The organism is Methylobacterium sp. A54F (genome assembly GCF_053346035.1).
Genome location: NZ_JBKFBF010000001.1, coordinates 176,359 through 196,477 on the forward strand (window position 1 = coordinate 176,359; position 20,119 = coordinate 196,477).

At 73.2% G+C, this 20,119-nt stretch carries 20 protein-coding genes; 12 read left to right on the forward strand and 8 right to left on the reverse strand.

Annotated features, from left to right (window positions below):
• Positions 1-413: 413 nt before the first annotated feature.
• The gene (locus ACLBXP_RS00880; protein ID WP_447665630.1) at positions 414-1,244 is read right to left on the reverse strand and encodes a pyruvate, water dikinase regulatory protein; all 831 of its coding nucleotides are present in this window, start codon (positions 1,242-1,244) and stop codon (positions 414-416) included.
• A 474-nt stretch (positions 1,245-1,718) separates the two neighbouring features.
• On the opposite strand from ACLBXP_RS00880, the gene ACLBXP_RS00885 reads away from it, so the two are divergent.
• Genes ACLBXP_RS00885 through ACLBXP_RS00895 form a run of 3 tightly spaced genes read left to right on the forward strand, consistent with a single transcriptional unit; the run spans position 1,719 to position 3,707 of the window.
• Positions 1,719-2,873, forward strand: a complete 1,155-nt coding sequence (locus ACLBXP_RS00885; RefSeq protein ID WP_447665631.1) for a uroporphyrinogen decarboxylase — start codon at positions 1,719-1,721, stop codon at positions 2,871-2,873.
• A 4-nt stretch (positions 2,874-2,877) separates the two neighbouring features.
• Positions 2,878-3,324, forward strand: coding sequence for a protoporphyrinogen oxidase HemJ (gene hemJ / locus ACLBXP_RS00890; RefSeq protein ID WP_447665632.1), 447 nt, complete (start codon positions 2,878-2,880; stop codon positions 3,322-3,324).
• Between the two features lie 38 nt (positions 3,325-3,362).
• Complete coding sequence (locus tag ACLBXP_RS00895; RefSeq protein WP_447665633.1) at positions 3,363-3,707, forward strand: lysozyme inhibitor LprI family protein; 345 nt, start codon at positions 3,363-3,365, stop codon at positions 3,705-3,707.
• Positions 3,708-3,729: 22 nt separating this feature from the next.
• Here ACLBXP_RS00895 and hisG read toward each other — a convergent pair whose 3' ends face one another.
• A complete protein-coding gene (gene hisG, locus ACLBXP_RS00900) occupies positions 3,730-4,710 on the reverse strand; it encodes an ATP phosphoribosyltransferase (RefSeq protein ID WP_447665634.1) in 981 nt (326 codons plus the stop codon).
• 8 nt (positions 4,711-4,718) lie between these two features.
• Positions 4,719-5,873: an ATP phosphoribosyltransferase regulatory subunit gene (locus tag ACLBXP_RS00905; RefSeq protein ID WP_447665635.1), complete on the reverse strand. Its 1,155-nt coding sequence runs from the start codon at positions 5,871-5,873 to the stop codon at positions 4,719-4,721.
• Positions 5,874-6,072: 199 nt separating this feature from the next.
• Here ACLBXP_RS00905 and ACLBXP_RS00910 point away from each other — a divergent pair, with 199 nt between their 5' ends.
• Both ACLBXP_RS00910 and ACLBXP_RS00915 read left to right on the forward strand, forming a co-directional pair.
• Positions 6,073-6,399: a type II toxin-antitoxin system RelE/ParE family toxin gene (locus ACLBXP_RS00910; RefSeq protein WP_447665636.1), complete on the forward strand. Its 327-nt coding sequence runs from the start codon at positions 6,073-6,075 to the stop codon at positions 6,397-6,399.
• Positions 6,396-6,686: a helix-turn-helix domain-containing protein gene (locus tag ACLBXP_RS00915; RefSeq protein WP_447665637.1), complete on the forward strand. Its 291-nt coding sequence runs from the start codon at positions 6,396-6,398 to the stop codon at positions 6,684-6,686. Before ACLBXP_RS00910 ends, ACLBXP_RS00915 begins: the two co-directional genes overlap by 4 nt.
• 36 nt (positions 6,687-6,722) lie before the next feature.
• Here ACLBXP_RS00915 and hisS read toward each other — a convergent pair whose 3' ends face one another.
• From hisS to secB, 4 genes are all read right to left on the reverse strand, one after another.
• Entirely contained in the window at positions 6,723-8,276 is a 1,554-nt protein-coding gene (gene hisS / locus ACLBXP_RS00920; protein WP_447665638.1) for a histidine--tRNA ligase, read from the reverse strand.
• 139 nt (positions 8,277-8,415) lie between these two features.
• A complete protein-coding gene (locus ACLBXP_RS00925) occupies positions 8,416-8,919 on the reverse strand; it encodes a DUF3429 domain-containing protein (protein WP_447665639.1) in 504 nt (167 codons plus the stop codon).
• 155 nt (positions 8,920-9,074) lie between these two features.
• A complete protein-coding gene (locus ACLBXP_RS00930) occupies positions 9,075-10,310 on the reverse strand; it encodes an MFS transporter (protein WP_447665640.1) in 1,236 nt (411 codons plus the stop codon).
• A gap of 189 nt (positions 10,311-10,499) precedes the next feature.
• Positions 10,500-11,009 carry a protein-export chaperone SecB gene (gene secB, locus ACLBXP_RS00935; RefSeq protein WP_447665641.1) on the reverse strand — a complete coding sequence of 170 codons (510 nt, stop codon included), beginning with the start codon at positions 11,007-11,009 and terminating at the stop codon, positions 10,500-10,502.
• Positions 11,010-11,381: 372 nt separating this feature from the next.
• On the opposite strand from secB, the gene ACLBXP_RS00940 reads away from it, so the two are divergent.
• From ACLBXP_RS00940 to mnmE, 5 genes are all read left to right on the forward strand, one after another.
• On the forward strand, positions 11,382-12,107 hold the full coding sequence (locus tag ACLBXP_RS00940; RefSeq protein ID WP_447665642.1) for a Tim44/TimA family putative adaptor protein: 726 nt from the start codon (positions 11,382-11,384) through the stop codon (positions 12,105-12,107).
• 102 nt (positions 12,108-12,209) lie between these two features.
• Positions 12,210-13,421: a murein transglycosylase A gene (gene mltA, locus ACLBXP_RS00945; RefSeq protein ID WP_447665643.1), complete on the forward strand. Its 1,212-nt coding sequence runs from the start codon at positions 12,210-12,212 to the stop codon at positions 13,419-13,421.
• On the forward strand, positions 13,418-14,125 hold the full coding sequence (locus ACLBXP_RS00950; RefSeq protein WP_447665644.1) for a Smr/MutS family protein: 708 nt from the start codon (positions 13,418-13,420) through the stop codon (positions 14,123-14,125). Before mltA ends, ACLBXP_RS00950 begins: the two co-directional genes overlap by 4 nt.
• A gap of 253 nt (positions 14,126-14,378) precedes the next feature.
• Positions 14,379-15,722 carry a transcription termination factor Rho gene (gene rho, locus ACLBXP_RS00955; protein ID WP_447665645.1) on the forward strand — a complete coding sequence of 448 codons (1,344 nt, stop codon included), beginning with the start codon at positions 14,379-14,381 and terminating at the stop codon, positions 15,720-15,722.
• A gap of 63 nt (positions 15,723-15,785) precedes the next feature.
• Complete coding sequence (gene mnmE / locus ACLBXP_RS00960; protein ID WP_447665646.1) at positions 15,786-17,093, forward strand: tRNA uridine-5-carboxymethylaminomethyl(34) synthesis GTPase MnmE; 1,308 nt, start codon at positions 15,786-15,788, stop codon at positions 17,091-17,093.
• Between the two features lie 21 nt (positions 17,094-17,114).
• On the opposite strand, the gene ACLBXP_RS00965 is transcribed toward mnmE, so the two are convergent.
• On the reverse strand, positions 17,115-17,264 hold the full coding sequence (locus tag ACLBXP_RS00965; protein WP_447665647.1) for a hypothetical protein: 150 nt from the start codon (positions 17,262-17,264) through the stop codon (positions 17,115-17,117).
• A 332-nt stretch (positions 17,265-17,596) separates the two neighbouring features.
• Between ACLBXP_RS00965 and mnmG the strand changes: the two genes are divergently transcribed.
• Both mnmG and rsmG read left to right on the forward strand, forming a co-directional pair.
• Positions 17,597-19,483: a tRNA uridine-5-carboxymethylaminomethyl(34) synthesis enzyme MnmG gene (mnmG, locus tag ACLBXP_RS00970; protein WP_447665648.1), complete on the forward strand. Its 1,887-nt coding sequence runs from the start codon at positions 17,597-17,599 to the stop codon at positions 19,481-19,483.
• A complete protein-coding gene (gene rsmG / locus ACLBXP_RS00975; RefSeq protein WP_447665649.1) occupies positions 19,483-20,106 on the forward strand; it encodes a 16S rRNA (guanine(527)-N(7))-methyltransferase RsmG in 624 nt (207 codons plus the stop codon). Before mnmG ends, rsmG begins: the two co-directional genes overlap by 1 nt.
• Positions 20,107-20,119 lie beyond the last annotated feature (13 nt).

The following is a 20,119-nucleotide window of genomic DNA, read 5'->3' on the forward strand; positions in this document are numbered from 1 at the left end:
GGACGGGGCCTCATGACGCGCGGAGCCGTTACGCAACCTGGCCCGCGATCGGGAGAATGGCAGGGACGGGTTATCAGGCGATCAACGGGACGCGGCGGATTTGTCCCGGATCGGCGCGCATTGCGTCGGCGGACCTCGGAGCAGGGATCCGGAGCCCGCGCGATCCCTGGAGGCCTCCTTCGAGGCTCCGCTTCGCTGCGCGCCTCAGGATGAGGTCGCGGGTGGGACGCGGGAACCAGCACGGGGTTCTTCCCACCCTCCCACCTCATCCTGAGGTGCCCCCGCCAGGGGGCCTCGAAGGAGCCCTCCAGAGGCCCCCGCGATCCCCGGAACCCACTTGCGCGCCTCGGGATGAGGTCGAGGATCCGGATAGCGCGACCCACACGGGGATCATCGTCGGCAAGGGGCCGGCCTCACACCGCGATGAACTTCAGCCGGTGGTCGCGGTAGAGGTCGAGGATCGCGGCCGCCGTCTCCTCGATGGAGCGGCGGGTGACGTCGATGGTCGGCCAGCGGTTGCGCGTGCAGAGGCGGCGCGAGGACGCGATCTCGTCGGCCACCGCCTCGCGGTCCACGTAGAGGGACGACTCGTCGGCGTTCAGGCTCGACAGGCGGTTCTGGCGGATCTGCACGATGCGCTCGGGGCTGGCGATCAGCCCGACCACGAGCGGCCGGCGCACCTGCTCCAGGGCGGGGGGCAGCGGCACGCCGGGCACCAGGGGCAGGTTCGTGGTCTTGAGGCCGCGGTTGGCGAGGTAGATCGAGGTCGGCGTCTTCGAGGTGCGGCTGACGCCGACCAGGATCACGTCCGCGTCCTCGAGGTTCTCCGGCAGGTTGCCGTCGTCGTGGGCGAGGGTGAAGTTCATCGCGTCGATGCGCTTGAAGTACTCCGCGTTGAGCATGTGCTGGGCGCCGGGCCGCGCGGTGGTCTGCGCGCCGAGGTAGGATTGCAGCAGCTCGTGGACTGGCCGCAGCACCGAGAGGCAGGGCGAGCCGGCGCCGCGGCAGGCGACCTCCAGGCGCTCGGTGAGGTCGGCCTCCACCAGGGTGTAGAGCACGAGGCCGGGCGCCGCCTCGATCTCGGAGATCACCCGCTCGAGCTGGGGGCCGGAGCGCACCAGCGGATAGACGTGCTCGATCGCCGAGACCCCCTCGTACTGCGCGGCGGCCGCGCGGCCGACGTTGATCAGGGTCTCGCCGGTGGAATCCGACACCAGGTGCAGATGGAAGTAGCTGCGGCTCATGGGGTTTTCTCCGGCGATGGCGCGCGTTGTCCACCGCCTGCCGTCCGGGAGTCGATACGTGTGGATAGGACGGCCAAGATGCCCGGTCCAGCGGGCGGGGCCCCGGATCCGTCGACTCCCCCGTCAACAGGGCGGCCCGCGCCCCTGGTGGAATCCGGGCGCGTGGGAGAATCCGGGACGCACGGGCGCGCATGGCGGCATGGCGCCGCGCAAGGCCCTGTCCGGCCTAGCCTATCGGAGACATTGGACCGAACCCGTTAAAGCCTTCTTAACGGCGCGGCGGCGGGGACCGCCTGTGGACGCTGTTGCGGTCCCGCGACTCAGGGCCCAAGAGAAAAAACAGAGTCCTAGAATCTCTCTTTTCTTTTCAGAGGGCCGGCGTGGGGATGGCATCCGCGTGCCTTTCCGGCCAAGGGCTACGAACGGGCTTTGCGGAAGGCCGGGCTTCAGACCCGGCACGGGGCGGGAGGCGTCATGAGCCAGGGTGTTGCGGCCGAGCGGACGATCATGCGCGTGCTGGCGGGCGAGGCGGTCTCGCCGCCGCCGGCCTGGATGATGCGCCAGGCCGGGCGCTACCTGCCGGAGTATCGCGCGACGCGGGGCGAGGCCGGCTCGTTCCTCGACCTCTGCTACACGCCCGACTTCGCCGTCGAGGTGACGCTCCAGCCGATCCGGCGCTTCGGGTTCGAGGCCTCGATCCTGTTCTCGGACATCCTGGTGGTGCCCCACGCCCTCGGCCAGGACGTGCGCTTCGTGGAGGGCGAGGGGCCGCGCCTCGATCCGCTCGCGGGCCGGGCGGAGTTCGAGCGCCTGCGCGGGGCGGAGGACGAGGCCGTGTTCGCGCACCTCGCCCCCGTGTTCGAGACGGTGCGGCGCCTGCGGGCGGAACTGCCGGCCGAGACGACGCTGCTGGGCTTCTGCGGTGCGCCCTGGACGGTGGCGAGCTACATGATCGGCGGCCGCGGCACGCCGGACCTCGCCCCCGCCCGGGCCCTCGCGGCCGCGGAGCCGGACCTCGTCGACGCGCTGATCGACCGGCTCGTCGCGGTGCAGACCGAGTACCTCGTGCGCCAGCTCGAGGCGGGCGCCGACGCCGTGCAGATCTTCGAGTCCCACGCCGGCACCCTGCCGGCGGTCCCCGAGCAGGCCGGCACCCTGCCGGCGGGGTCCGCCCCGCTGGTGGAGCCCGTCGGCGACGTCGCCGAGAGCGCGCTGCCGGAGGCCGCGCCCGAGGACGCACTCGCGCGCTGGTCGTTCCGGCCGATCGCCCGGATGATCGCGGGGGTCCGCGCCCGGGTGCCGGGCGCCCGCATCATCGTGTTCGCCCGCGGCTCCGGCCTCGACGGCCACGCCCGCGTGGTGGCCGAGACGGGCGCCGATGCCGTCGGCGTCGACTGGGCGGTGGATCTGGCGGCCCTGCGCGCCCGCCTGCCGGCGACGACCGTGACGCAGGGCAACCTGCACCCCGAGACCCTGATCGCCGGCGGCGAGGCCCTGGACGCGGCCGTGGACGCCATCCTGGCCGCGACGCGGGGCCTGCCGCACATCTTCAACCTCGGCCACGGCATCACGCCCCAGACGCCGGTGGCGCACGTGGAGCGGATGCTGGCGCGGCTCCGGGGCGCCTGAGCCGATGCTCGAGACCCTCTACCCCTGGATCAAGGCCCTCCACGTCATCGCACTGATCGCCTGGATGGCCGCGATGCTCTACCTGCCCAGGTTGTTCGTCTACCACGCCTCCCTGCCGCCGGGCCCCGGCTCCGCCGCGCAGTCCGAGACCTTCAAGGTGATGGAGCGCCGCCTCCTCAAGGCGATCATGACGCCCGCCATGATCGCCACCTGGGTGTTCGGGCTGGCGCTCGCCTGGATCAGCGGCTTCTACGCCGCGGGCTGGCTGCAGGCGAAGTTCGCGCTGGTGCTCGCGATGTCGGGGATGCACGGCGCCTTCGCCCGGATGGTCAAGGACTTCGCGGCCGACCGCAACCGCCGCGGCCACCGCTTCTACCGGGTGGCCAACGAGGTCCCGACCCTCCTGATGATCCTCATCGTGATCCTCGCGGTGGTGAAGCCCGGCGCCTGAGGCGCTATCCTGGCCCCGATCCCCGTCCCGGAGCCCCGATGATCCCGAAAGCCCTGCTGCCCGCCCTCGGCCTCCTCCTCGCCGCCGCGGAGGCCCGCGCCGCGAGCTTCCCCTGCGACAGGGCGCAGGCCCCCGACGAGCGGGCGGTCTGCGCGCACCTGCCCCTCAACGACCTCGACGTCGAGATGGCGGTGCGCTTCGCCATCCTGAAGGACCTGCTGCCCATGGGCGGCCGCGACAAGCTGCGGGAGGACCAGGAGGCCTGGCTCAGGGAGCGCGCCGCCTGCGCGGCCGACACCGCCTGCCTGACGGCCGCCTACGAGGCGCGTCTCGGGACGATGCGGGCGGTGTTCTCGGAATTCGCCAAGCAGGGGCCGCAATAGGGGGCGGCACCCCGCCCCCGCCTCACAGGCGCGCCAGCAGCCGCTCCGCCAGGGGGTTCTCGGCCGCGAAGGCGTAGTCGATGCGGCGCACCGTGACGGCGCGGGCGCCGGCCTGCACCAGGGCGTCGGCGAGGGCGAACACCGCGTCGGCGGGGCAGCGCATCACGATCTCGCCGTCGAGGCCCCGGGGGGCGCCGTAGGGCAGCTCGGCCTCGTGCAGGCCAGCGATCGTCGCGAGGTCGATGGCGCCGCCGTCGGGCAGCCCGGCGCGGACCTCGCGGGTGGTGCGGGCCCGCTCCTCGGCGGCGATGCGGCCGAGCACGGCGCCGAGCGCCGTGCGCTGGTCGGCGCCCCAGGGCGCCCGCAGGGAGGCCACGAGGTTCGCCTCCGAGCGCAGGATGATGCCGTCGTCGAGGATCTTGAGGGCGTTGGCCTGGAGGGTGGCGCCGGTGGTCGTGATGTCGACCACGATCTCGGCCGAGCCCGCGGCCGGCGCGCCCTCGGTGGCGCCCAGGCTCTCGACGATGCGGTAGTCGGCCACGCCCTTCTCGGCGAAGAAGCGGCGGGTGAGGTTGACGTACTTGGTGGCGATGCGCAGGCGCCGGCCGTGCCTCACCCGCATCTCGGCCGCCACCTCGTCGAGGTCGGCCATGGCGCGCACGTCGATCCAGGCCTGGGGCACCGCCACCACGACGGTGGCGTTGCCGAAGCCGAGCGGCGTCAGGAGCTCCACCCGGCCGCTCGCGTCCGGCAGGGCCTCGCGGATCAGGTCCTCGCCGGTGATGCCGAGATGGGCCGCCCCCGAGGCGAGCTGGCTCGCGATCTCCGAGGCCGAGAGGTAGCGCACCTCGACGCCCGGCACGCCGACGAGCTTGCCGCGGTAGTCGCGGGCGCCCGCGCCCTGCGCGAGCCTGAGGCCCGCCCGGGCAAAGAAGGCGCTGGCGTTCTCCTGGAGCCGGCCCTTCGAGGGCACGGCGAGGACGAGGGGGGTCTGTCCGGTCATGGTCTCGCTCAGGCTCCGGCCGGCGCGGCGAGGCGGTCGAGCCAGAAGGCGCAGCCGACGGCGGGCGTCGGCTCCGCGCCGCCGAGCTGGCTGATGAGCCCGTCGTAGCGGCCGCCGCCGGCGAGCACCGCGGAGCCCGGCGTCTCCGTCACCTCGAAGATGAAGCCCGTATAGTAGTCGAGGTTGCGCGCGAAGCCGCCCGCGAAGCGGAACCGCTCGATCGGCAGGCCGCGGGCCGCCATGAAGCCGGTGCGCTCCTCGAACAGGGCCAGCGCGGCATCGAAGGGCGCGTGGCGCAGACCCGCCTCGGCGGCCAGCGCCCGCAGGCTGCCGGCGGCGGCGTCGGGATCGCCGTGCACCGCCCGGTAGCGGTCGATAATCGCCCGGTTCTCGGCGTTGAGGCCCGCGCCCCCGCTCGCCTGCGCGGCGGCGCGGCCGAGGAAGCGCTCGGCGATCTCGCCCGCGCTGCGCCCGCCCACCGCCGAGATGCCCGCGATGGCCAGCACGTCCTCCACGAACCCGCGCACCGCCCCCGGGTCCTGGCCCTGGATGGCGGCGAGGAGGCCCGCATGCGGCTCCTCGCTGCCCTGCCCGTTCGTCACGGAATCGAGGGAGCGCCCCGCGGCGAGGGCCCGCAGGGTGCGGCGCTTGGCGGCCGGCGGCACCCCGAGCCCGTCGAGGAGGGCGACCGTGAGCCCCATGTCGCCGAGCCGCACGGCGGGCGCCTCCCGCCCGAACAGGGCGAGGCCTTCGAGGGCGAGACCCAGCACCTCTGCGTCCGCCGCCGGGGTGTCGGTGCGCCCGATCGACTCGATGCCGGCCTGCAGGAACTCGTCCGGCTCGTCGCCGGCGAGCCGGAAGACCGGGCCGAGGTAGCTGTAGTCGGCGGCCGCGTCCGCGCTCCGCGCCCGGTGCAGGCGGCAGACGGGAATCGTGAACTCGGGCCGCAGGCACAGCTCGGTCCCGGCCTCGTCCTGGGTCACGAAGATGCGCCGGCGGATGTCCTCGCCCGACAGCTCCAGGAACGGCTCGACGGGCTGCAGCACCGGCGGGCTCACCCGCGCGTAGCCCGCCTCGACGAGATGCGCGACGAGCCGCTCATGCGCCACGAGCCGCCCCTGCGCCTCCGCCCCCACGCCGCTATCCGCCTCCGGCCGTCCCATCGCACCACTCTGCTGATCCGTGGCGGCTCCTTAGCAACCGCGGCGCCGCTTGGCGACCGCGCGGATGGCGAGGGGGTGGGGGAGAGTGCGGAGGCCGCGGACGATGGCTCGTTTGGGGGCCGCATCCCGGCAATGGTGAAGCCGGGGGATCGAATCATGCAGCCTGGTTTTTATGCCTTTTTTGATATAGTCTTTCCCGATGCCTTGGCGCGTTGAGATCCTCAACGAGACCGTCCTGGCGGAACTGGAGGCTTGGCCCCCCAGGGTTCGAGCGGCCTTGGACAAGATCGTGGAACGGATCGAACGCCTGGGGCTCGAGCGTCTTCAGCCTCCACACGTGAAGCACCTTCAGGGCAAGCTCTGGGAGATGCGGCCGAGTGCGAGCGGAGACGATGGCCGGGCCCTCTATGTCGCGGTGACGGGCCGCCGCGTGGTGATCGTGGCCGCATTCATGAAGAAGAGCCGGAAGGCGCCGCGACGGTGGATCGACCTGGCCCTGGATCGTGCGAAGGACATTCCGGAATGACCATCCCCTTCGAGGCCGTCCGCGAGCGTTGGCGGACGGACCCGGCCTACCGGGCCGCCCATGCCGAGATCTCGGAGGCGATGGACCTCGCCTTCGCGATGGGAGAGGCCCGCCTGCGGGCACGCCTGACGCAGGCCGAGATCGCCGCACGCATCGGCACCTCGCAGGCCACGGTCGCCCGCTGGGAGACCGGCCGGTCCGCACCGACCACGTCGTCGCTTCGCCGCTTCGCGAAGGCGACCGGTGCGCGCCTGATCATCACCCTGGCCGCCGACGAGCGGACCTGAGGCGGCGCTGCTGCGAGGGACCGGACCCTCGTCCGCTCAGGCCGCCGCCCCGCCGAAGTGCTCGGCCAGCACCGCGCGCACCCGATCCACCATCTCGGCCTCGGGCACCGAGACCTGGGCGGGCCGGGCGGCCTTCCACTCGGCGTTGCTGGCGATCGCCTTGGCGGCCTCGGCGCCGGCGATCAGGTCCTTGATCTGGACCTCGCCGGCCTCCCGCTCGTTCGAGCCCTGGATGACGGCCACGGGGGCGCCGCGGCGGTCGGCGTACTTCATCTGCGCCTTCATGCCCGCCCCGCCGAGGTAGAGCTCGGCCCGGATGTTGGCCGCCCGCAGCTGCCCGACGAGGCGCTGGTAGTCGGCGACGTTCTCGCGGTCGAGCACCAGCACCACCACGGGGCCGGGCCTGGCGACGCCCGCCAGCAGCGGGCTGTTCGTGAGCTGCAGGGCCGCGAACAGGCGCGAGACGCCGATCGAGAAGCCGGTGGCCGGCACCGGCTCGGCGCGGAAGCGCCCGACGAGGCCGTCGTAGCGCCCGCCGCCCGCCACCGAGCCGAAGCGCACGATCTGGCCCTCCTCGTTGGTGACCGGGAAGGTCAGCTCCGCCTCGTAGACGGGGCCGGTGTAGTATTCGAGGCCGCGCACCACGCTCGGGTCGGCCCGGATGCGGTCGTGGCCGTAGCCGGCGGCCGCGCAGAGCCGCAGGATGGCGTGCAGCTCCGCGATGCCCTCGTGGCCGGTGGCGGACTCGCCCACCACCGCGCTCCAGGAGCCGAAGAACTGCTCCCAGAAGTGCACGCGGTCGCCCCCCTCGCTCGGGGCCGCCTGGAACGAGACGTAGGCGAGGATCCGCTCGATCGCGGCGTCGGCGAGCCCCGCGCCGCGGGTGAAGTCGCCGCTCTCGTCCTTGCGGCCGGGGCCGAGCAGCAGGCGCACGCCGTCGGGGCCGAGGCGGTCGAGCTTGTCGATGGCGCGCAGCACCGTGAGGCGCCGGCCGGCCTGCTCGTCGCCCGCGAGCCCGCAGGCCTCCATCACGCCGTCGAGCACCTTCCGGTTGTTGACCTTGACGACGTACTGGCCCTTCAGCCCCAGGCGCTCCAGGGTGTCGGCGGCCATCATGCAGATCTCGGCATCGGCCGCGACGCTGCCCGCGCCGACGATGTCGGCATCGAACTGCATGAACTGGCGAAAGCGCCCCGGGCCCGGCTTCTCGTTGCGGAAGACGTATCCGGCCCGGAAGCTCCGATAGGGCTTCGGGAGCGCGTCGAAGTGCTCGGCGACGTGGCGGGCCAGCGGCGCCGTGAGGTCGTAGCGCAGCGACAGCCAGGACTCGTCGTCGTCCTGGAAGGAGAACACCCCCTCGTTCGGGCGGTCGAGGTCGGGCAGGAACTTGCCGAGCGCCTCGGTGTACTCGACGAAGGGCGTCTCCAGGGCCTCGAAGCCGTAGAGCTCGAAGGTCTCGCGGATGCGCTCCAGCATCCGGGCTTGCGCCGCGATCTCGTCGGCGCGGCGGTCGAGGAAGCCGCGCGGCAGGCGCGCCTTGAGGGCGGCGGCCTTCGCCGCATCGGCCTTTCCGGGATCGGCTTTGGCCATGGTCGCTCGCTTCGCGTCGTCGGGGGTCACGGGTCAGCCGGCTCTATCGCAGGCCGGCGGGATGCGGCAAGCGGGCGCGGCCGGAGCCCCCGGCCGCCGCAGAGCCGGCGCGTTCCTCCGGGACGAGGGGCGTTCCGCCTCAGTAGGGCGCGGTGAGCTTCAGCACGAGCAGCGCGGCGAGGCTCAGGATGGCGATCGGCATCTGCAGGGGACGCAGGCGGGCGAAGAACAGGGGCGCCTCGCCGCGGCGCGCCGCGATGGGATCGAGCACCGCCACCGCCACGTAGCCGGCGATCAGCAGGTCGAGGGCGATCACCCGGTTGCCCAGCACCGAGTTCACGAGGAGCGCGAGCAGCCCGAGGACGAACAGGCCGAGCATGGTGAGGATCTGGAAGGCGGTGGCCCCGCCCTCGGTGCGGAAGCTGACGCCCCGGCGCACCCCGGACAGGAACAGCAGGATGGCGCAGCCGTACAGGATGGTGGCGAGCAGGATCAGCTCGTCGAACGTGCCCCGCAGCCACCAGGCGGAGATCGCGCCGGCCACGAACGGCAGCATCGGGCCGTAGCCGAAGACGATGCTGAGCCAGGGTGTCTCCCGCGGCTCGTGCGCGACGATGGTGCGTCCGGTCGCGTCCTGAAGCATGGCTGGTGTCCGTGTCCTGATCGTCCGTGTGCGGGGCGCGCGGGAAACATCGACCGTGCGCGGGGCGCACGGGAAACAGACCGATTCCGGGAGGGTTCCGATCCCCGGTGTCGCGGCAACCCTGGCCGGGGGCGGCCCGCCTCGGGTGATCGGCCTCAGGCGGGCTGCGCGGCCAGCGTCTCCCGGCGGCGGGTGCGCCGGCCGGGCTCGGCCGTGGCGTCGAGCCAGACCACCAGGGCGAGGGCGACGAGGGCGGGCGCCCCGAGGGCCAGGAAGGTGCCGGTCCAGCCGAGCAGCGCGTAGGCGAGGCCGCCGTACCAGGCCGAGAGCGCGCCGCCGATGCCCTGCACGGCGTTCAGGGCGCCCAGCGCCGTCTGGGTGCGGCCCGAGCCCCAGGTGAGGTCGGCCACCACGACCGGGACCGCGACGCCGACGATGCCCGAGGCCACGCCGTCGAGCACCTCCGCCGAGAGCAGCCAGACGGGATCGTCGATGAAGGCCGAGAGCACCGCGCGCACGGGCAGCACCGCGAGGGCGACGAGGAGCAGCTTGCGGCGGCCCCGCCGGTCGGCGAGCGAGCCCGCGAACAGGGCGACCGGCACCATCACGAGCTGCGCCACCATCACGTAGCGGGCGGTCCAGGTGGTGGCGTCGACGGCGGTGGCCACGAGCTTCTGGCTCAGCAGGGTCAGCATGCCGCCGTTGCCGAGGTTGAACAGGGCGAGCGCCACGGCGAGGACCAGGAGCTTGCGGTTGCCGAGCACCGCCTTGAGGCCGGCGCGCTGGGGCGCCTCGTCGCCCTCCTCGTCCTGCTCCTTCCAGCCCACCGCCCGGCGCTCGCTGTAGCAGTGGCCCGGCGTGGTGGCGGTGGCGACGATGGCGAGCACCGCCATGGCGCCGAGCACCCAGAAGGCGATGGCCGGCCCGAGCCACTCGGTGCCGAAGCCGATCAGCCCCGCCGCGATCAGGATGCCGAGGTGGTTGAAGGCCTGGTTGCGGCCCTGCTGCTTCGGGAACCGGTCCTTGCCGACGATGCCGAGGGTCAGCGCGATCACCGCCGGCAGCAGCAGGGTGCCGCCGGCCGCCGCGAGCAACTGCGCGGCGAAGACGGCCACCACTGAGCGCGCCGGCAGCAGCAGCAGGGTGCCGCCGAGGATCGCCGCGCAGGCGATGCCGATGAGGAGGCGCGGCCGGCCGAGCCGGTCCACCAGCGCGCCGGCCGGCCCGCTGAGGACCAGGGAGCCGACGCCGACGAGCGTCGTGACGAAGCCGATCCGCGCCGGGCTCCACGAGGCCTGCTGCGCGAGCCAGGCCCCGAGGAACGGCCCCAATCCCCCCTGAATGTCGCCGATGAAGACGTTGATCAGGGCGAGGTGCGCGGTGGCGTTCATGCGGTCCCGGGGCTACGCAAACAGACGGGTGCATCCAATCCCGCCGCGCCCGTCACGGTTCCGAGATCGTTCGCGGCGCGGGACCGCGGAAGCCTGCACATGAGACCCTGCGGGAACGAAAAGGCCCCGCCGAAGCGGGGCCCTGGTTCGTGCGGTCGATCGTGGGGCCCTATACGGGCCGGCGGTCCCTCAGGAGGCCAGCGGGCCGGTCTGGCCGGCGGCCTGCGCCTCCATGGCCTTCTGGCGGTAGAGGCCGACGAAGTCGATCGGGTCGATGTAGAGGGGCGGGAAGCCGCCGTTGCGCACCGCCTCGGCCACGATCTGGCGGGCGAAGGGGAAGAGCAGGCGTGGGCACTCGATCATCACCGCCGGGTGGAGCTGGTCCTGCGGGATGTTGCGCATGCGGAAGATGCCGGCATACTTCAGGTCGAACGCGAACAACACGTCGCCGCCGATCTTGGCGTCGCCCTCCAGCGTCAGCTCGACCTCGAAGTCGGCCTCCGCGAGCTGCTGGGCGTTGACGTTGACCTGGATGTTGATCTGCGGGCCCTGGCCCTCCTGCGGCTGCAGCGAGCGCGGCGCGTTCGGGTTCTCGAACGACAGGTCCTTGGCGTACTGGGCCAGCGCGTTGATGGCGGGCATGTCGTCGGGCTGCGCCGTGGCGCCGCCGTTGCCGTTCGGAGCCGGTGAGTCGGCCATGGCGGTTCTTCCTCCTCGGGACGTGTCGTGAGTTCCGGAGCCTGGGCGGGACCGCAGGGGTCGTCGCGGTCCCCAAGCCGCGAGCCCCAGGCCGCGAGCCCGGCGCGGGAGCGCGCTATCATGCCCGCCCGGCCCCGACAAGGCGATCAGGGCGATCCGGCCGGCCCGCGCCGGGGGATCCCTGGAACCCCGCCCGGGCTCGCCCCATATCGGGGCGATGCGGCGGGTGTGCCGGCCGGGATTCGCGCCCCGCGCCGTTCGGTCCCGCAATCTTCGGCTCGATCCTTGCGCGGGCCTCGGGTAAAGGCCCTGTGGCGGGTGCTTGAGATGCCTTGAACCAGCGCCCGCGCGGTCGCCACCATCGGATCGGTGATGCAGGATACCTTCGACATTACGACCATCATCTTCCTGGCGCTGGCGGTCTTCGTGATCTGGCGCCTGCGCTCGGTGCTCGGTCAGAAGACCGGCGCGGAGCGCTCGCCCTTCAAGCCCGTGGAGCGCAACCGGGTGGAGCCGAAGGGCGGCCGCCCGGATGGCGACAACGTGGTGCGCCTGCCCGGCGCCGACCGGCCCCAGCCGGACCGCGCCCAGGCCGCGGCGGTGGCCGAGGCGCGGGACCTGCGCGGCATCGCGGAGCCCGGCAGCCCCGTCGCCCGCGGCCTCGAGGCCGCGATGCAGATCGAGCCCGGCTTCGATCCCCGCGCCTTCGTGGAGGGCGCCAAGGGCGCCTACGAGACCATCGTGATCGCCTTCGCCAAGGGCGACCGCAAGACGCTGCGCAGCCTCCTCTCCCGCGAGGTCGGCGAGGGCTTCGAGCGGGCGATCGGCGAGCGCGAGAAGGCCCGCCAGACCGTCGAGACCACCTTCGTGTCGATCGACAAGGCCGAGATCGTCGCGGTCGACGTGCGCAACCGCGTCGCGCAGATCACCGTCCGCTTCCTCTCGAACCTGATCACCGCCACCCGCGACGCCAACGGCGCCGTCGTCGACGGCAGCGCCGAGACCGTGGTCGAGGTGCCGGACGTCTGGACCTTCGCCCGCACCCTCGGCACCCGCGACCCGAACTGGCAGCTCGTGGCCACCGAGGCCGGGAACTGAAGCCAAGGGCCGGCGCGGACTCCGGCGCAGGATCGGGCGCTTCGCCGCGGGCGGGGTGAGGCCGACCGGATTCCGGATGATGCACCCCGCCCCCGCAGACCCATGACCGCCCGCCCCCCCTGCCCCGCGGGCCTCCTCGCCCTCCTCTCGGTCCTGATGGCGGCCCCTGCCCCGGCAGCGGAGCCGCCGCGCGTCGGCGGTGCCGTGCTGGAGCCGGCGGACCCGCGCGACCTGCCGGGCTTCCCGGGGCCGGACCCGGCGGCGGCGCTCGCGGCATTCCGGGGTACCTGCGCGACGGCGCCCAATGCGCCCCCGCAGGCCGCCGGAGCGGCGGGCGACCCGGAGGCGCTCGCCGCCGCCTGCCGGGCGGCCGAGGGTGTCGCGCCGGAGGCGGCCGGGGCCTTCTTCGCGGACCGCTTCCAGCCCTACCGGATCGTCCGTCCGGCTGGCGCGGGCGAGCCGGAGCGGCGCACCGGCTTCCTCACCGGCTACTTCGAGCCGGAGCTCGAGGGCGCGCGCGACCCGCGGCCGGGCTTCGCGACCCCCGTGCTCGCGCGGCCCGACGACCTCGTCGCCCTCGCCCCCGGTGAGACGCGGCCGGGCCTCGACCCCTCGCTCCGCGCCGCGCGCGCGGCCGGCGCGGGCTTCGAGCCCTACCCGGACCGGGCCGCCATCGAGGAGGGCGCGCTCGGCGACCGGGCCCGGCCGCTCCTCTACCTGCGCGACGCCGTCGACCTCTTCGTGCTGCAGGTGCAGGGCTCCGGCCGGGTCCGCCTCGCGGAGGGGGGCGCCGTGCGGGTGCTCTACGACGGGCGCAACGGGCGGCCCTACACCTCCGTGGCCAAGCTCATCGTCGCGGAAGGCCACCTTCCGCTGGAGGGGCTGACCCTCGCCCGCTGGACGGCGTGGCTGCGGGCGCATCCCGACGCGGCGCGGCGCCTGATGCGCCGGAACGCCTCCTACATCTTCTTCCGCCTCGCCGAGATCGCCGATCCGGGCCTCGGGCCGCCGGGCGCGGCCGGCGCGGCCCTGGTGCCGGGCCGCAGCCTCGCGGTCGATGCCGGGCTCTGGCGCTACGGCCTGCCGTTCTGGCTGGAGGGGCCGCTGCCCGGCGGCGACGGTGCGCCCGGGCGCCTCGTCGTTGCGGCCGATACGGGCTCGGCCATCGTCGGCCCCGCCCGGGGCGACCTCTACCTCGGAACCGGCGCGGAGGCGGGGGTCGCAGCCGGCAACCTGCGCGACGCGGTCGGCTTCACGGTGCTCCTGCCCAAACGGCCTGAGACGGCACCGAAGCCCGCGGGCGGGCAGCCGTGAGGCCGCCGCGCCGGCCCCGCACGCTCTCGGAGGGGGAGGCGCGCCTGTGGGGCGAGATCGCCCGCCTCGTCACGCCCCTGCGCGGCCGCGCCCGGCCGGCCCCGCCCGACTCGACCGGCAAGTCGGACGCCAAGTCAGGGGTCAAAGGTGCCGCGAAGTCGGCCCTCGTGCGGGCCGCCGCCCCGATGCCGGAAGCCGTGACCGGGCCCCTCGTGCCGCCCGACGGATTCGGCAAGGCACCCGGCAAGGCACCCGGCAAGGCACCCGGCAAGGCGCCGGGCAAGAGGCCCCGCAAGCCCGCACCGGTCCCGGCCCCGACCGCGGCGCCCTACCAGGCGCCGCCGCCTGTCCCCAGGGCCGCGCCCGCGGGGCTGGAGCGACGCGCCCGCCTCGGCCTGCGCCGCGGCACGCTGGCGGTCGAGGCCCGGATCGACCTGCACGGCCTCTATCAGGCGGAGGCGCATGCCGCCCTCGTGGGCTTCCTGATGCGCTGCCGCGCCTCCGGCCACGCCCACGTCCTCGTGGTGACCGGCAAGGGCGGCGCCGGCTTCGACGAGGCCTTCTCGGAGCGCGGCGTGCTCCGCCGCAGCGTACCCCACTGGCTGCGGAGCCCCGAATTGCGCGGCCTCGTGCTCGGCTTCGAGGAGGCCGGCCGCCAGCACGGCGGCGGCGGCGCCCTCTACGTGCGCCTGCGGCGGCGCTGAGCAATCCGAGGTTTCATCGCCGGCGGGACTTGAGCCCCGTGCGGAAACGCGATACTCGTGAGCTGCCTTCCTATAAGCGCCGTATCGCATCCGCGAGCCGCAGGGCTCGGCCGAGTTCGGGCTCGGTCAAGACGATGCTCAGGCCTTCCAGACCGATGTGCGGCCCGGCCTCCGGTGCCTTTCCATCCGTGACCGGCGCCGATCCGGCGCCTTCCCCCGTCAACCTTCGTTTTTCGACGGTTCAGATCTCCCCATGACGCCACATTCCGATGTCCTCGCTCCCGTGGACCAGCCCACCGAGGGCACCATCGTCGCTGCCGACCTCGACGGCATGCGCGAGGTCAAGCTCCAGGACCTCAAGGCCAAGACGCCGACCGACCTGATCACCTTCGCGGAGGAGGTCGAGGTCGAGAACGCATCGACCATGCGCAAGCAGGAGTTGATGTTCGCGATCCTGAAGCAGCTCGCCGCCAAGGAGGTCGAGATCATCGGCTCCGGCACGGTCGAGGTGCTGCAGGACGGCTTCGGCTTCCTGCGCTCGAACGACTCGAACTACCTGCCGGGTCCCGACGACATCTACATCTCGCCGACCCAGATCCGCCGCTTCGGCCTGCGCACCGGCGACACCGTCGAGGGCCCGATCCGCGGGCCGAAGGACGGCGAGCGCTACTTCGCCCTGCTCAAGGTCAACACGATCAACTTCGAGAACCCGGAGAAGATCAAGCACAAGGTCCACTTCGACAACCTGACGCCGCTGTTCCCCACGCGGCGCTTCAAGCTCGAGCTCGAGAATCCCACCAAGAAGGACTTCTCGCCGCGCATCATCGACATCGTCGCGCCGATCGGTAAGGGCCAGCGCGCGCTGATCGTGGCGCCGCCGCGCACCGGCAAGACCGTGCTGATGCAGAACATCGCGCAGTCGATCACCCTCAACCACCCCGAGTGCTACCTCATCGTGCTGCTCATCGACGAGCGCCCCGAGGAGGTGACCGACATGATCCGCTCGGTGAAGGGCGAGGTCATCGCCTCGACCTTCGACGAGCCGGCGACCCGCCACGTGCAGGTGGCCGAGATGGTGATCGAGAAGGCCAAGCGCCTCGTGGAGCACGGCCGCGACGTCGTCATCCTGCTCGACTCGATCACGCGCCTCGGCCGCGCCTACAACACGGTGGTGCCCTCCTCCGGCAAGGTGCTCACCGGCGGCGTCGACGCCAACGCCCTGCAGCGCCCGAAGCGCTTCTTCGGCGCCGCCCGCAACATCGAGGAGGGCGGCTCGCTCACCATCATCGCCACCGCGCTGATCGACACCGGCTCGCGCATGGACGAGGTGATCTTCGAGGAGTTCAAGGGCACCGGCAACTCCGAGATCATCCTGGACCGCAAGGTCTCCGACAAGCGCATCTTCCCGGCGATCGACATCACCCGCTCCGGCACCCGCAAGGAGGAGCTGCTGGTGCCGCCGGACTCGCTCAAGAAGACCTACGTCCTGCGCCGCATCCTCAACCCGATGGGCGTCACCGACGCGATCGAGTTCCTGCTCGACAAACTCCGCCAGACGAAGAGCAACGGCGACTTCTTCGACTCGATGAACACGTAAGGGACCCCGCGCTTCCGGACACCCACGATCCGCGGCGCAGCGGGCACGGGCAACGGGCACGGGATGAGCGGCACGAGCACCATCTTCGCGCCCGCGAGCGGCTTCGGCCGCGCCGCGGTCGCGGTGATCCGCATCAGCGGGCCGGAGACGGGACCGGCGCTCTCGGCCCTGTGCGGCGCCCTGCCCCCGCCGCGGCGGCTCTCCCTGCGGCCGCTCCGCGAGCCCGGCACCGGAATCCTCCTCGACCGCGCCCTCGTCGCCTGGCTGCCCGGCCCCGCGACCTTCACGGGCGAGGACATGGGCGAACTGCACCTGCACGGCGGCCTCGCGGTGCGCGCGGGCGTGCTGCGGGCCCTCGCGGCGCTGCCGGGCCTGCGGCACGCGGACCCCGGCGCCTTCACGCGCCGCGCCCTCCTCAACGGCCGGATGGACCTCACCGAGGCCGAGGGCATCGCCGACCTGATCGACGCCGAGACCGAGGCGCAGCGGCGCCAGGCCCTGCGCCAGCTCGACGGGGCGCTCGGCCGGCAGGTGGCGGCCTGGCGCGCCGAGGCGGTGGACGGCCTGGCGGCGGCCGAGGCGGCCCTGGACTTCTCCGACGAGGGCGACGTGGACGAGGCCGGGCTCGATGCCGCCCTGTCCGGCCGCGCCCGCGCCCTGCGAGACGCGATCCGCACCGCCCTGGCGGACGGGCGGCGGGGCGAGCGCCTGCGCGAGGGCTTCACGGTGGTGCTGGCCGGCGCGCCGAATGCCGGCAAGTCGACCCTCCTCAACGCCCTGAGCCGGCGCGACGCCGCCATCGTCTCGGCGGTGCCGGGCACCACCCGCGACGCCATCGAGGTGCGCTGCGACCTCGGCGGACTGCCGGTGGTGCTGGTGGACACGGCGGGCCTGCGCGAGACCGGGGACGCCGTCGAGGCCGAGGGCATCCGGCGGACCCGGCACCGGATGGCGGAGGCCGACCTCGTCCTCTACCTGCGCGCGCCCGATGCTGCGGAGGACGAGGGCGCGCCGGACGGCGCGCTCGTCGTGCGCACCAAGGCGGATCTCACGGGATCGACCGGGGAAGATCTCGCGGTCTCGGCGCTGACCGGGGCGGGGATCTCGTCCCTGCTCGACGCGATCGAGGCGCGGGCGCGCGGCGCGCTCGGGGGCGGGACGGCGCTGATCACCCGGGAGCGCCACCGCGACGCGCTCGCGCGCTGCGTGGACCATCTCGGCCGGGTGGCCGATGCGCCGGGCGGCGCGCTGCCGGAACTGGTGGCGGAGGACCTGCGTCTCGCGGTCCGGGCGCTCGGGGAGGTCGCCGGCCATGTCGGCGTGGAGGACGTGCTCGACCGGCTGTTCTCCGGCTTCTGCATCGGCAAGTAGGGGGCCCCCAGGGCGGCCCGCTCAGGAGCGGCTGAGGAACATGCCGGTCAGGAGGAAGACGAAGCCCGCGAGGCCGAACAGGCCTTCCTTGCGGCGCGTCGTGTCCGTGAAGTGCGCGATGGCCCCGCTCGCGCAGCACAGGGCCCCGATTCCAACCACCCAGGTACCCATGGCTGACCTCCGACGCGTCGGCGCGCACCGGCCGATGAGGGAATCGGCCGGTGTGCGCCGGATAATGTCCGTTATGAACTGCTTAGGCAATCGTGATGCCAAGTCGATTTTGCCGCCCGGCTCGGGTCTCTGGGGATCTCCCGGGCGATGATCTGTGATCGGCACGGGGATTTCAGCATAGATTTTGCGACGCAAGCCTGCGGTGCGTGATCGACCTGAATCGAATATTGCATTCATCGCTCAAATCTTGAACGGTGCTGCCTACCGGAGCGGCAGGCCTCCGGGCGCGCGGCCGGCGTTGACCTTTCGGGCCGGCGCCGCCAAATCACCGCATGATCCGGAACAGCGGCGACACCTCCCGAAGCTACGACGTCGTGGTGATCGGCGGCGGCCACGCGGGCGTCGAGGCGGCCGCGGCCGCGGCGCGCTGCGGGGCCCGCACCGCCCTGCTGACGCACCGCGCCGACACGATCGGCGCCATGTCCTGCAACCCGGCGATCGGGGGCCTCGGCAAGGGTCACCTCGTGCGCGAGGTCGATGCCCTCGACGGGCTGATGGGGCGCGTGGCGGACGCGGCCGGCATCCAGTTCCGCCTGCTCAACCGGCGCAAGGGGCCTGCCGTGCGCGGCCCCCGCACCCAGGCCGATCGCCGGCTCTACGCCGCCGCCATGCAGGACGCGGTGGCCGCGACCCGCAACCTCGACGTGATCGAGGGGAGCGCCGAGGATCTGCGGATCGAGGCCGGCCGGCTCACCGGGGTCGTCCTCGCCGACGGCCGCACCCTCCCTTGCGGCGCCGCGGTGCTCACCACCGGCACCTTCCTGCGCGGTCTCATCCATATCGGCCCCGTGCAGATCCCCGCGGGCCGGGTCGGCGAGGCTCCGGCGATCGGCCTCGCGGCGACCCTGGACCGGCTCGGGCTGGCGCTCGGGCGCCTCAAGACCGGCACGCCGCCCCGCCTCGACGGGCGCACCATCGACTGGGCGGGCCTCGAGATGCAGGAGGCGGATGCCGATCCGGTGCCGTTCTCCGCGCTCACCGAGCGGATCACCACGCCGCAGATCCGCTGCGGCATCACCCGGACGACGCAGGCCGTCCACGACCTGATCCGCGGGAACCTCCACCGCTCGCCGATGTATTCCGGAGGCATCGCCAGCCGGGGCCCGCGCTACTGTCCCTCCATCGAGGACAAGGTGGTGCGCTTCGGCGACCGGGAGGGCCACCAGATCTTCCTGGAGCCTGAGGGGCTGGACGACCCGACCGTCTACCCGAACGGCATTTCGACCGCCCTCCCCGAGGACGTGCAGCGGGACCTCGTCGCCCTGATCCCCGGGCTGGAGCGCGCCGCCATCCTGCGGCCGGGCTACGCCATCGAGTACGATTACGTCGACCCGCGCGAGCTCGACGCGAGCCTCGCGGTGAAGCGCCTGCCGGGCCTCTACCTCGCCGGCCAGATCAACGGCACCACCGGCTACGAGGAGGCGGCGGGACAGGGGCTGGTGGCGGGGCTGAACGCCGCGCGCTACGCCGGGGGCACCGAGCCCGCCGTGTTCGACCGGGCCGAATCCTACCTCGGCGTGATGATCGACGACCTCGTCACCCACGGGGTGAGCGAGCCCTACCGGATGTTCACCTCCCGCTCCGAGTACCGGCTCAGCCTGCGCGTCGACAATGCCGACGAGCGCCTCACCGCGCGGGGCGTCGCCCTCGGCTGCGTGGGGCCTCAGCGGGCCGCGCACTTCGCGGCCTCGCAAGGCGCGCTGCAGGCGGCGCGCGCGCGCCTCGACGCCCTCAGCCTCACACCCGCCGAGGCGCAGCGCCACGGCATCGCGCTCAACCAGGACGGCATTCGCCGCACGGCCTTCCAGCTCCTGGCCTATCCGGACATCGACTGGGCGCGCCTCTCCGGCGTCTGGCCGGAGCTGGCCGCGGTCGGTCCCCGGGTGGCGGAGCGCCTGCGCACCGACGCGACCTACGCGGTCTACCTCGACCGGCAGCGGGCGGACATCGCCGCTTTCCGGCGCGACGAGGCGGTGGCGCTGCCGAGCCGGCTCGATTACGGGCGCATCGCCGGCCTGTCGAACGAGATGCGCGCCAAGCTCGAAACCGTCCGGCCCGGGACGCTCGGGCAGGCGGCCCGCATCGAGGGCGTCACGCCGGCCGCCCTCACGCTGCTCGCCGCCCATGCCCGCCGCGACCGTGCGGGGCTCGACGCCTGATGGGCGACCGGGAGCGCGTCCTCGCGGGTGTTTCACGTGAAACAGCCGAGCGACTCGATCTCTACGTGGCGCAGCTCCAACGCTGGCAGCGCGTCAAGAATCTGGTCGGTCCGGCGACGCTCGCCGAGGTCTGGACGCGCCACGTCGCCGACGCGCTGCAACTCCTCGCCCTGGCGCCCCAGGCCACGCGCTGGCTCGACCTCGGCTCCGGCGCCGGCATACCCGGCCTGATCCTCGCCATCGCGGGGGCCGAGCGCCCGGGCTTCGCCGTGGATCTCGTCGAGAGCAACGCCCGCAAATGCGCCTTCCTGAGCGAGGCGGCGCGGCTCACCGGCGCGCCGGCCCTAGTCCACAACGCCCGCATCGAATCGGTCATCGCGGACCACGCCGGCGCCGAGATCGTCTGCGCGCGGGCGCTCGCGCCCCTCACCCAGCTCCTCGCCTGGACCGCGCCGCTGTTGAAAAGCGGCACCACCGGGCTTTTTCCCAAAGGGCGTGACGTCGAAGCTGAATTGACCGAGGCAGCGCAAGCGTGGAGATTCCGTTACGATCTGCTGCCGAGCCAAACCGACTCGGCCGCGCGGATCGTTCGCGTCACCGCCCTCGATCCCGAGAGCCCGTAAGCCCCGAGAGCCC

What these genes read in the sequence shown, in the direction of transcription:
- ACLBXP_RS00880 (WP_447665630.1), bottom strand. Translation starts at nt 1,244, where the DNA reads ATGAGCCGCAGCTACTTCCATCTGCACCTGGTGTCGGATTCCACCGGC.
- ACLBXP_RS00885 (WP_447665631.1), top strand. Translation starts at nt 1,719, where the DNA reads ATGAGCCAGGGTGTTGCGGCCGAGCGGACGATCATGCGCGTGCTGGCG.
- hemJ (WP_447665632.1), top strand. Translation starts at nt 2,878, where the DNA reads ATGCTCGAGACCCTCTACCCCTGGATCAAGGCCCTCCACGTCATCGCA.
- ACLBXP_RS00895 (WP_447665633.1), top strand. Translation starts at nt 3,363, where the DNA reads ATGATCCCGAAAGCCCTGCTGCCCGCCCTCGGCCTCCTCCTCGCCGCC.
- hisG (WP_447665634.1), bottom strand. Translation starts at nt 4,710, where the DNA reads ATGACCGGACAGACCCCCCTCGTCCTCGCCGTGCCCTCGAAGGGCCGG.
- ACLBXP_RS00905 (WP_447665635.1), bottom strand. Translation starts at nt 5,873, where the DNA reads ATGGGACGGCCGGAGGCGGATAGCGGCGTGGGGGCGGAGGCGCAGGGG.
- ACLBXP_RS00910 (WP_447665636.1), top strand. Translation starts at nt 6,073, where the DNA reads ATGCCTTGGCGCGTTGAGATCCTCAACGAGACCGTCCTGGCGGAACTG.
- ACLBXP_RS00915 (WP_447665637.1), top strand. Translation starts at nt 6,396, where the DNA reads ATGACCATCCCCTTCGAGGCCGTCCGCGAGCGTTGGCGGACGGACCCG.
- hisS (WP_447665638.1), bottom strand. Translation starts at nt 8,276, where the DNA reads ATGGCCAAAGCCGATCCCGGAAAGGCCGATGCGGCGAAGGCCGCCGCC.
- ACLBXP_RS00925 (WP_447665639.1), bottom strand. Translation starts at nt 8,919, where the DNA reads ATGCTTCAGGACGCGACCGGACGCACCATCGTCGCGCACGAGCCGCGG.
- ACLBXP_RS00930 (WP_447665640.1), bottom strand. Translation starts at nt 10,310, where the DNA reads ATGAACGCCACCGCGCACCTCGCCCTGATCAACGTCTTCATCGGCGAC.
- secB (WP_447665641.1), bottom strand. Translation starts at nt 11,009, where the DNA reads ATGGCCGACTCACCGGCTCCGAACGGCAACGGCGGCGCCACGGCGCAG.
- ACLBXP_RS00940 (WP_447665642.1), top strand. Translation starts at nt 11,382, where the DNA reads ATGCAGGATACCTTCGACATTACGACCATCATCTTCCTGGCGCTGGCG.
- mltA (WP_447665643.1), top strand. Translation starts at nt 12,210, where the DNA reads ATGACCGCCCGCCCCCCCTGCCCCGCGGGCCTCCTCGCCCTCCTCTCG.
- rho (WP_447665645.1), top strand. Translation starts at nt 14,379, where the DNA reads ATGACGCCACATTCCGATGTCCTCGCTCCCGTGGACCAGCCCACCGAG.
- mnmE (WP_447665646.1), top strand. Translation starts at nt 15,786, where the DNA reads ATGAGCGGCACGAGCACCATCTTCGCGCCCGCGAGCGGCTTCGGCCGC.
- ACLBXP_RS00965 (WP_447665647.1), bottom strand. Translation starts at nt 17,264, where the DNA reads ATGGGTACCTGGGTGGTTGGAATCGGGGCCCTGTGCTGCGCGAGCGGG.
- mnmG (WP_447665648.1), top strand. Translation starts at nt 17,597, where the DNA reads ATGATCCGGAACAGCGGCGACACCTCCCGAAGCTACGACGTCGTGGTG.
- rsmG (WP_447665649.1), top strand. Translation starts at nt 19,483, where the DNA reads ATGGGCGACCGGGAGCGCGTCCTCGCGGGTGTTTCACGTGAAACAGCC.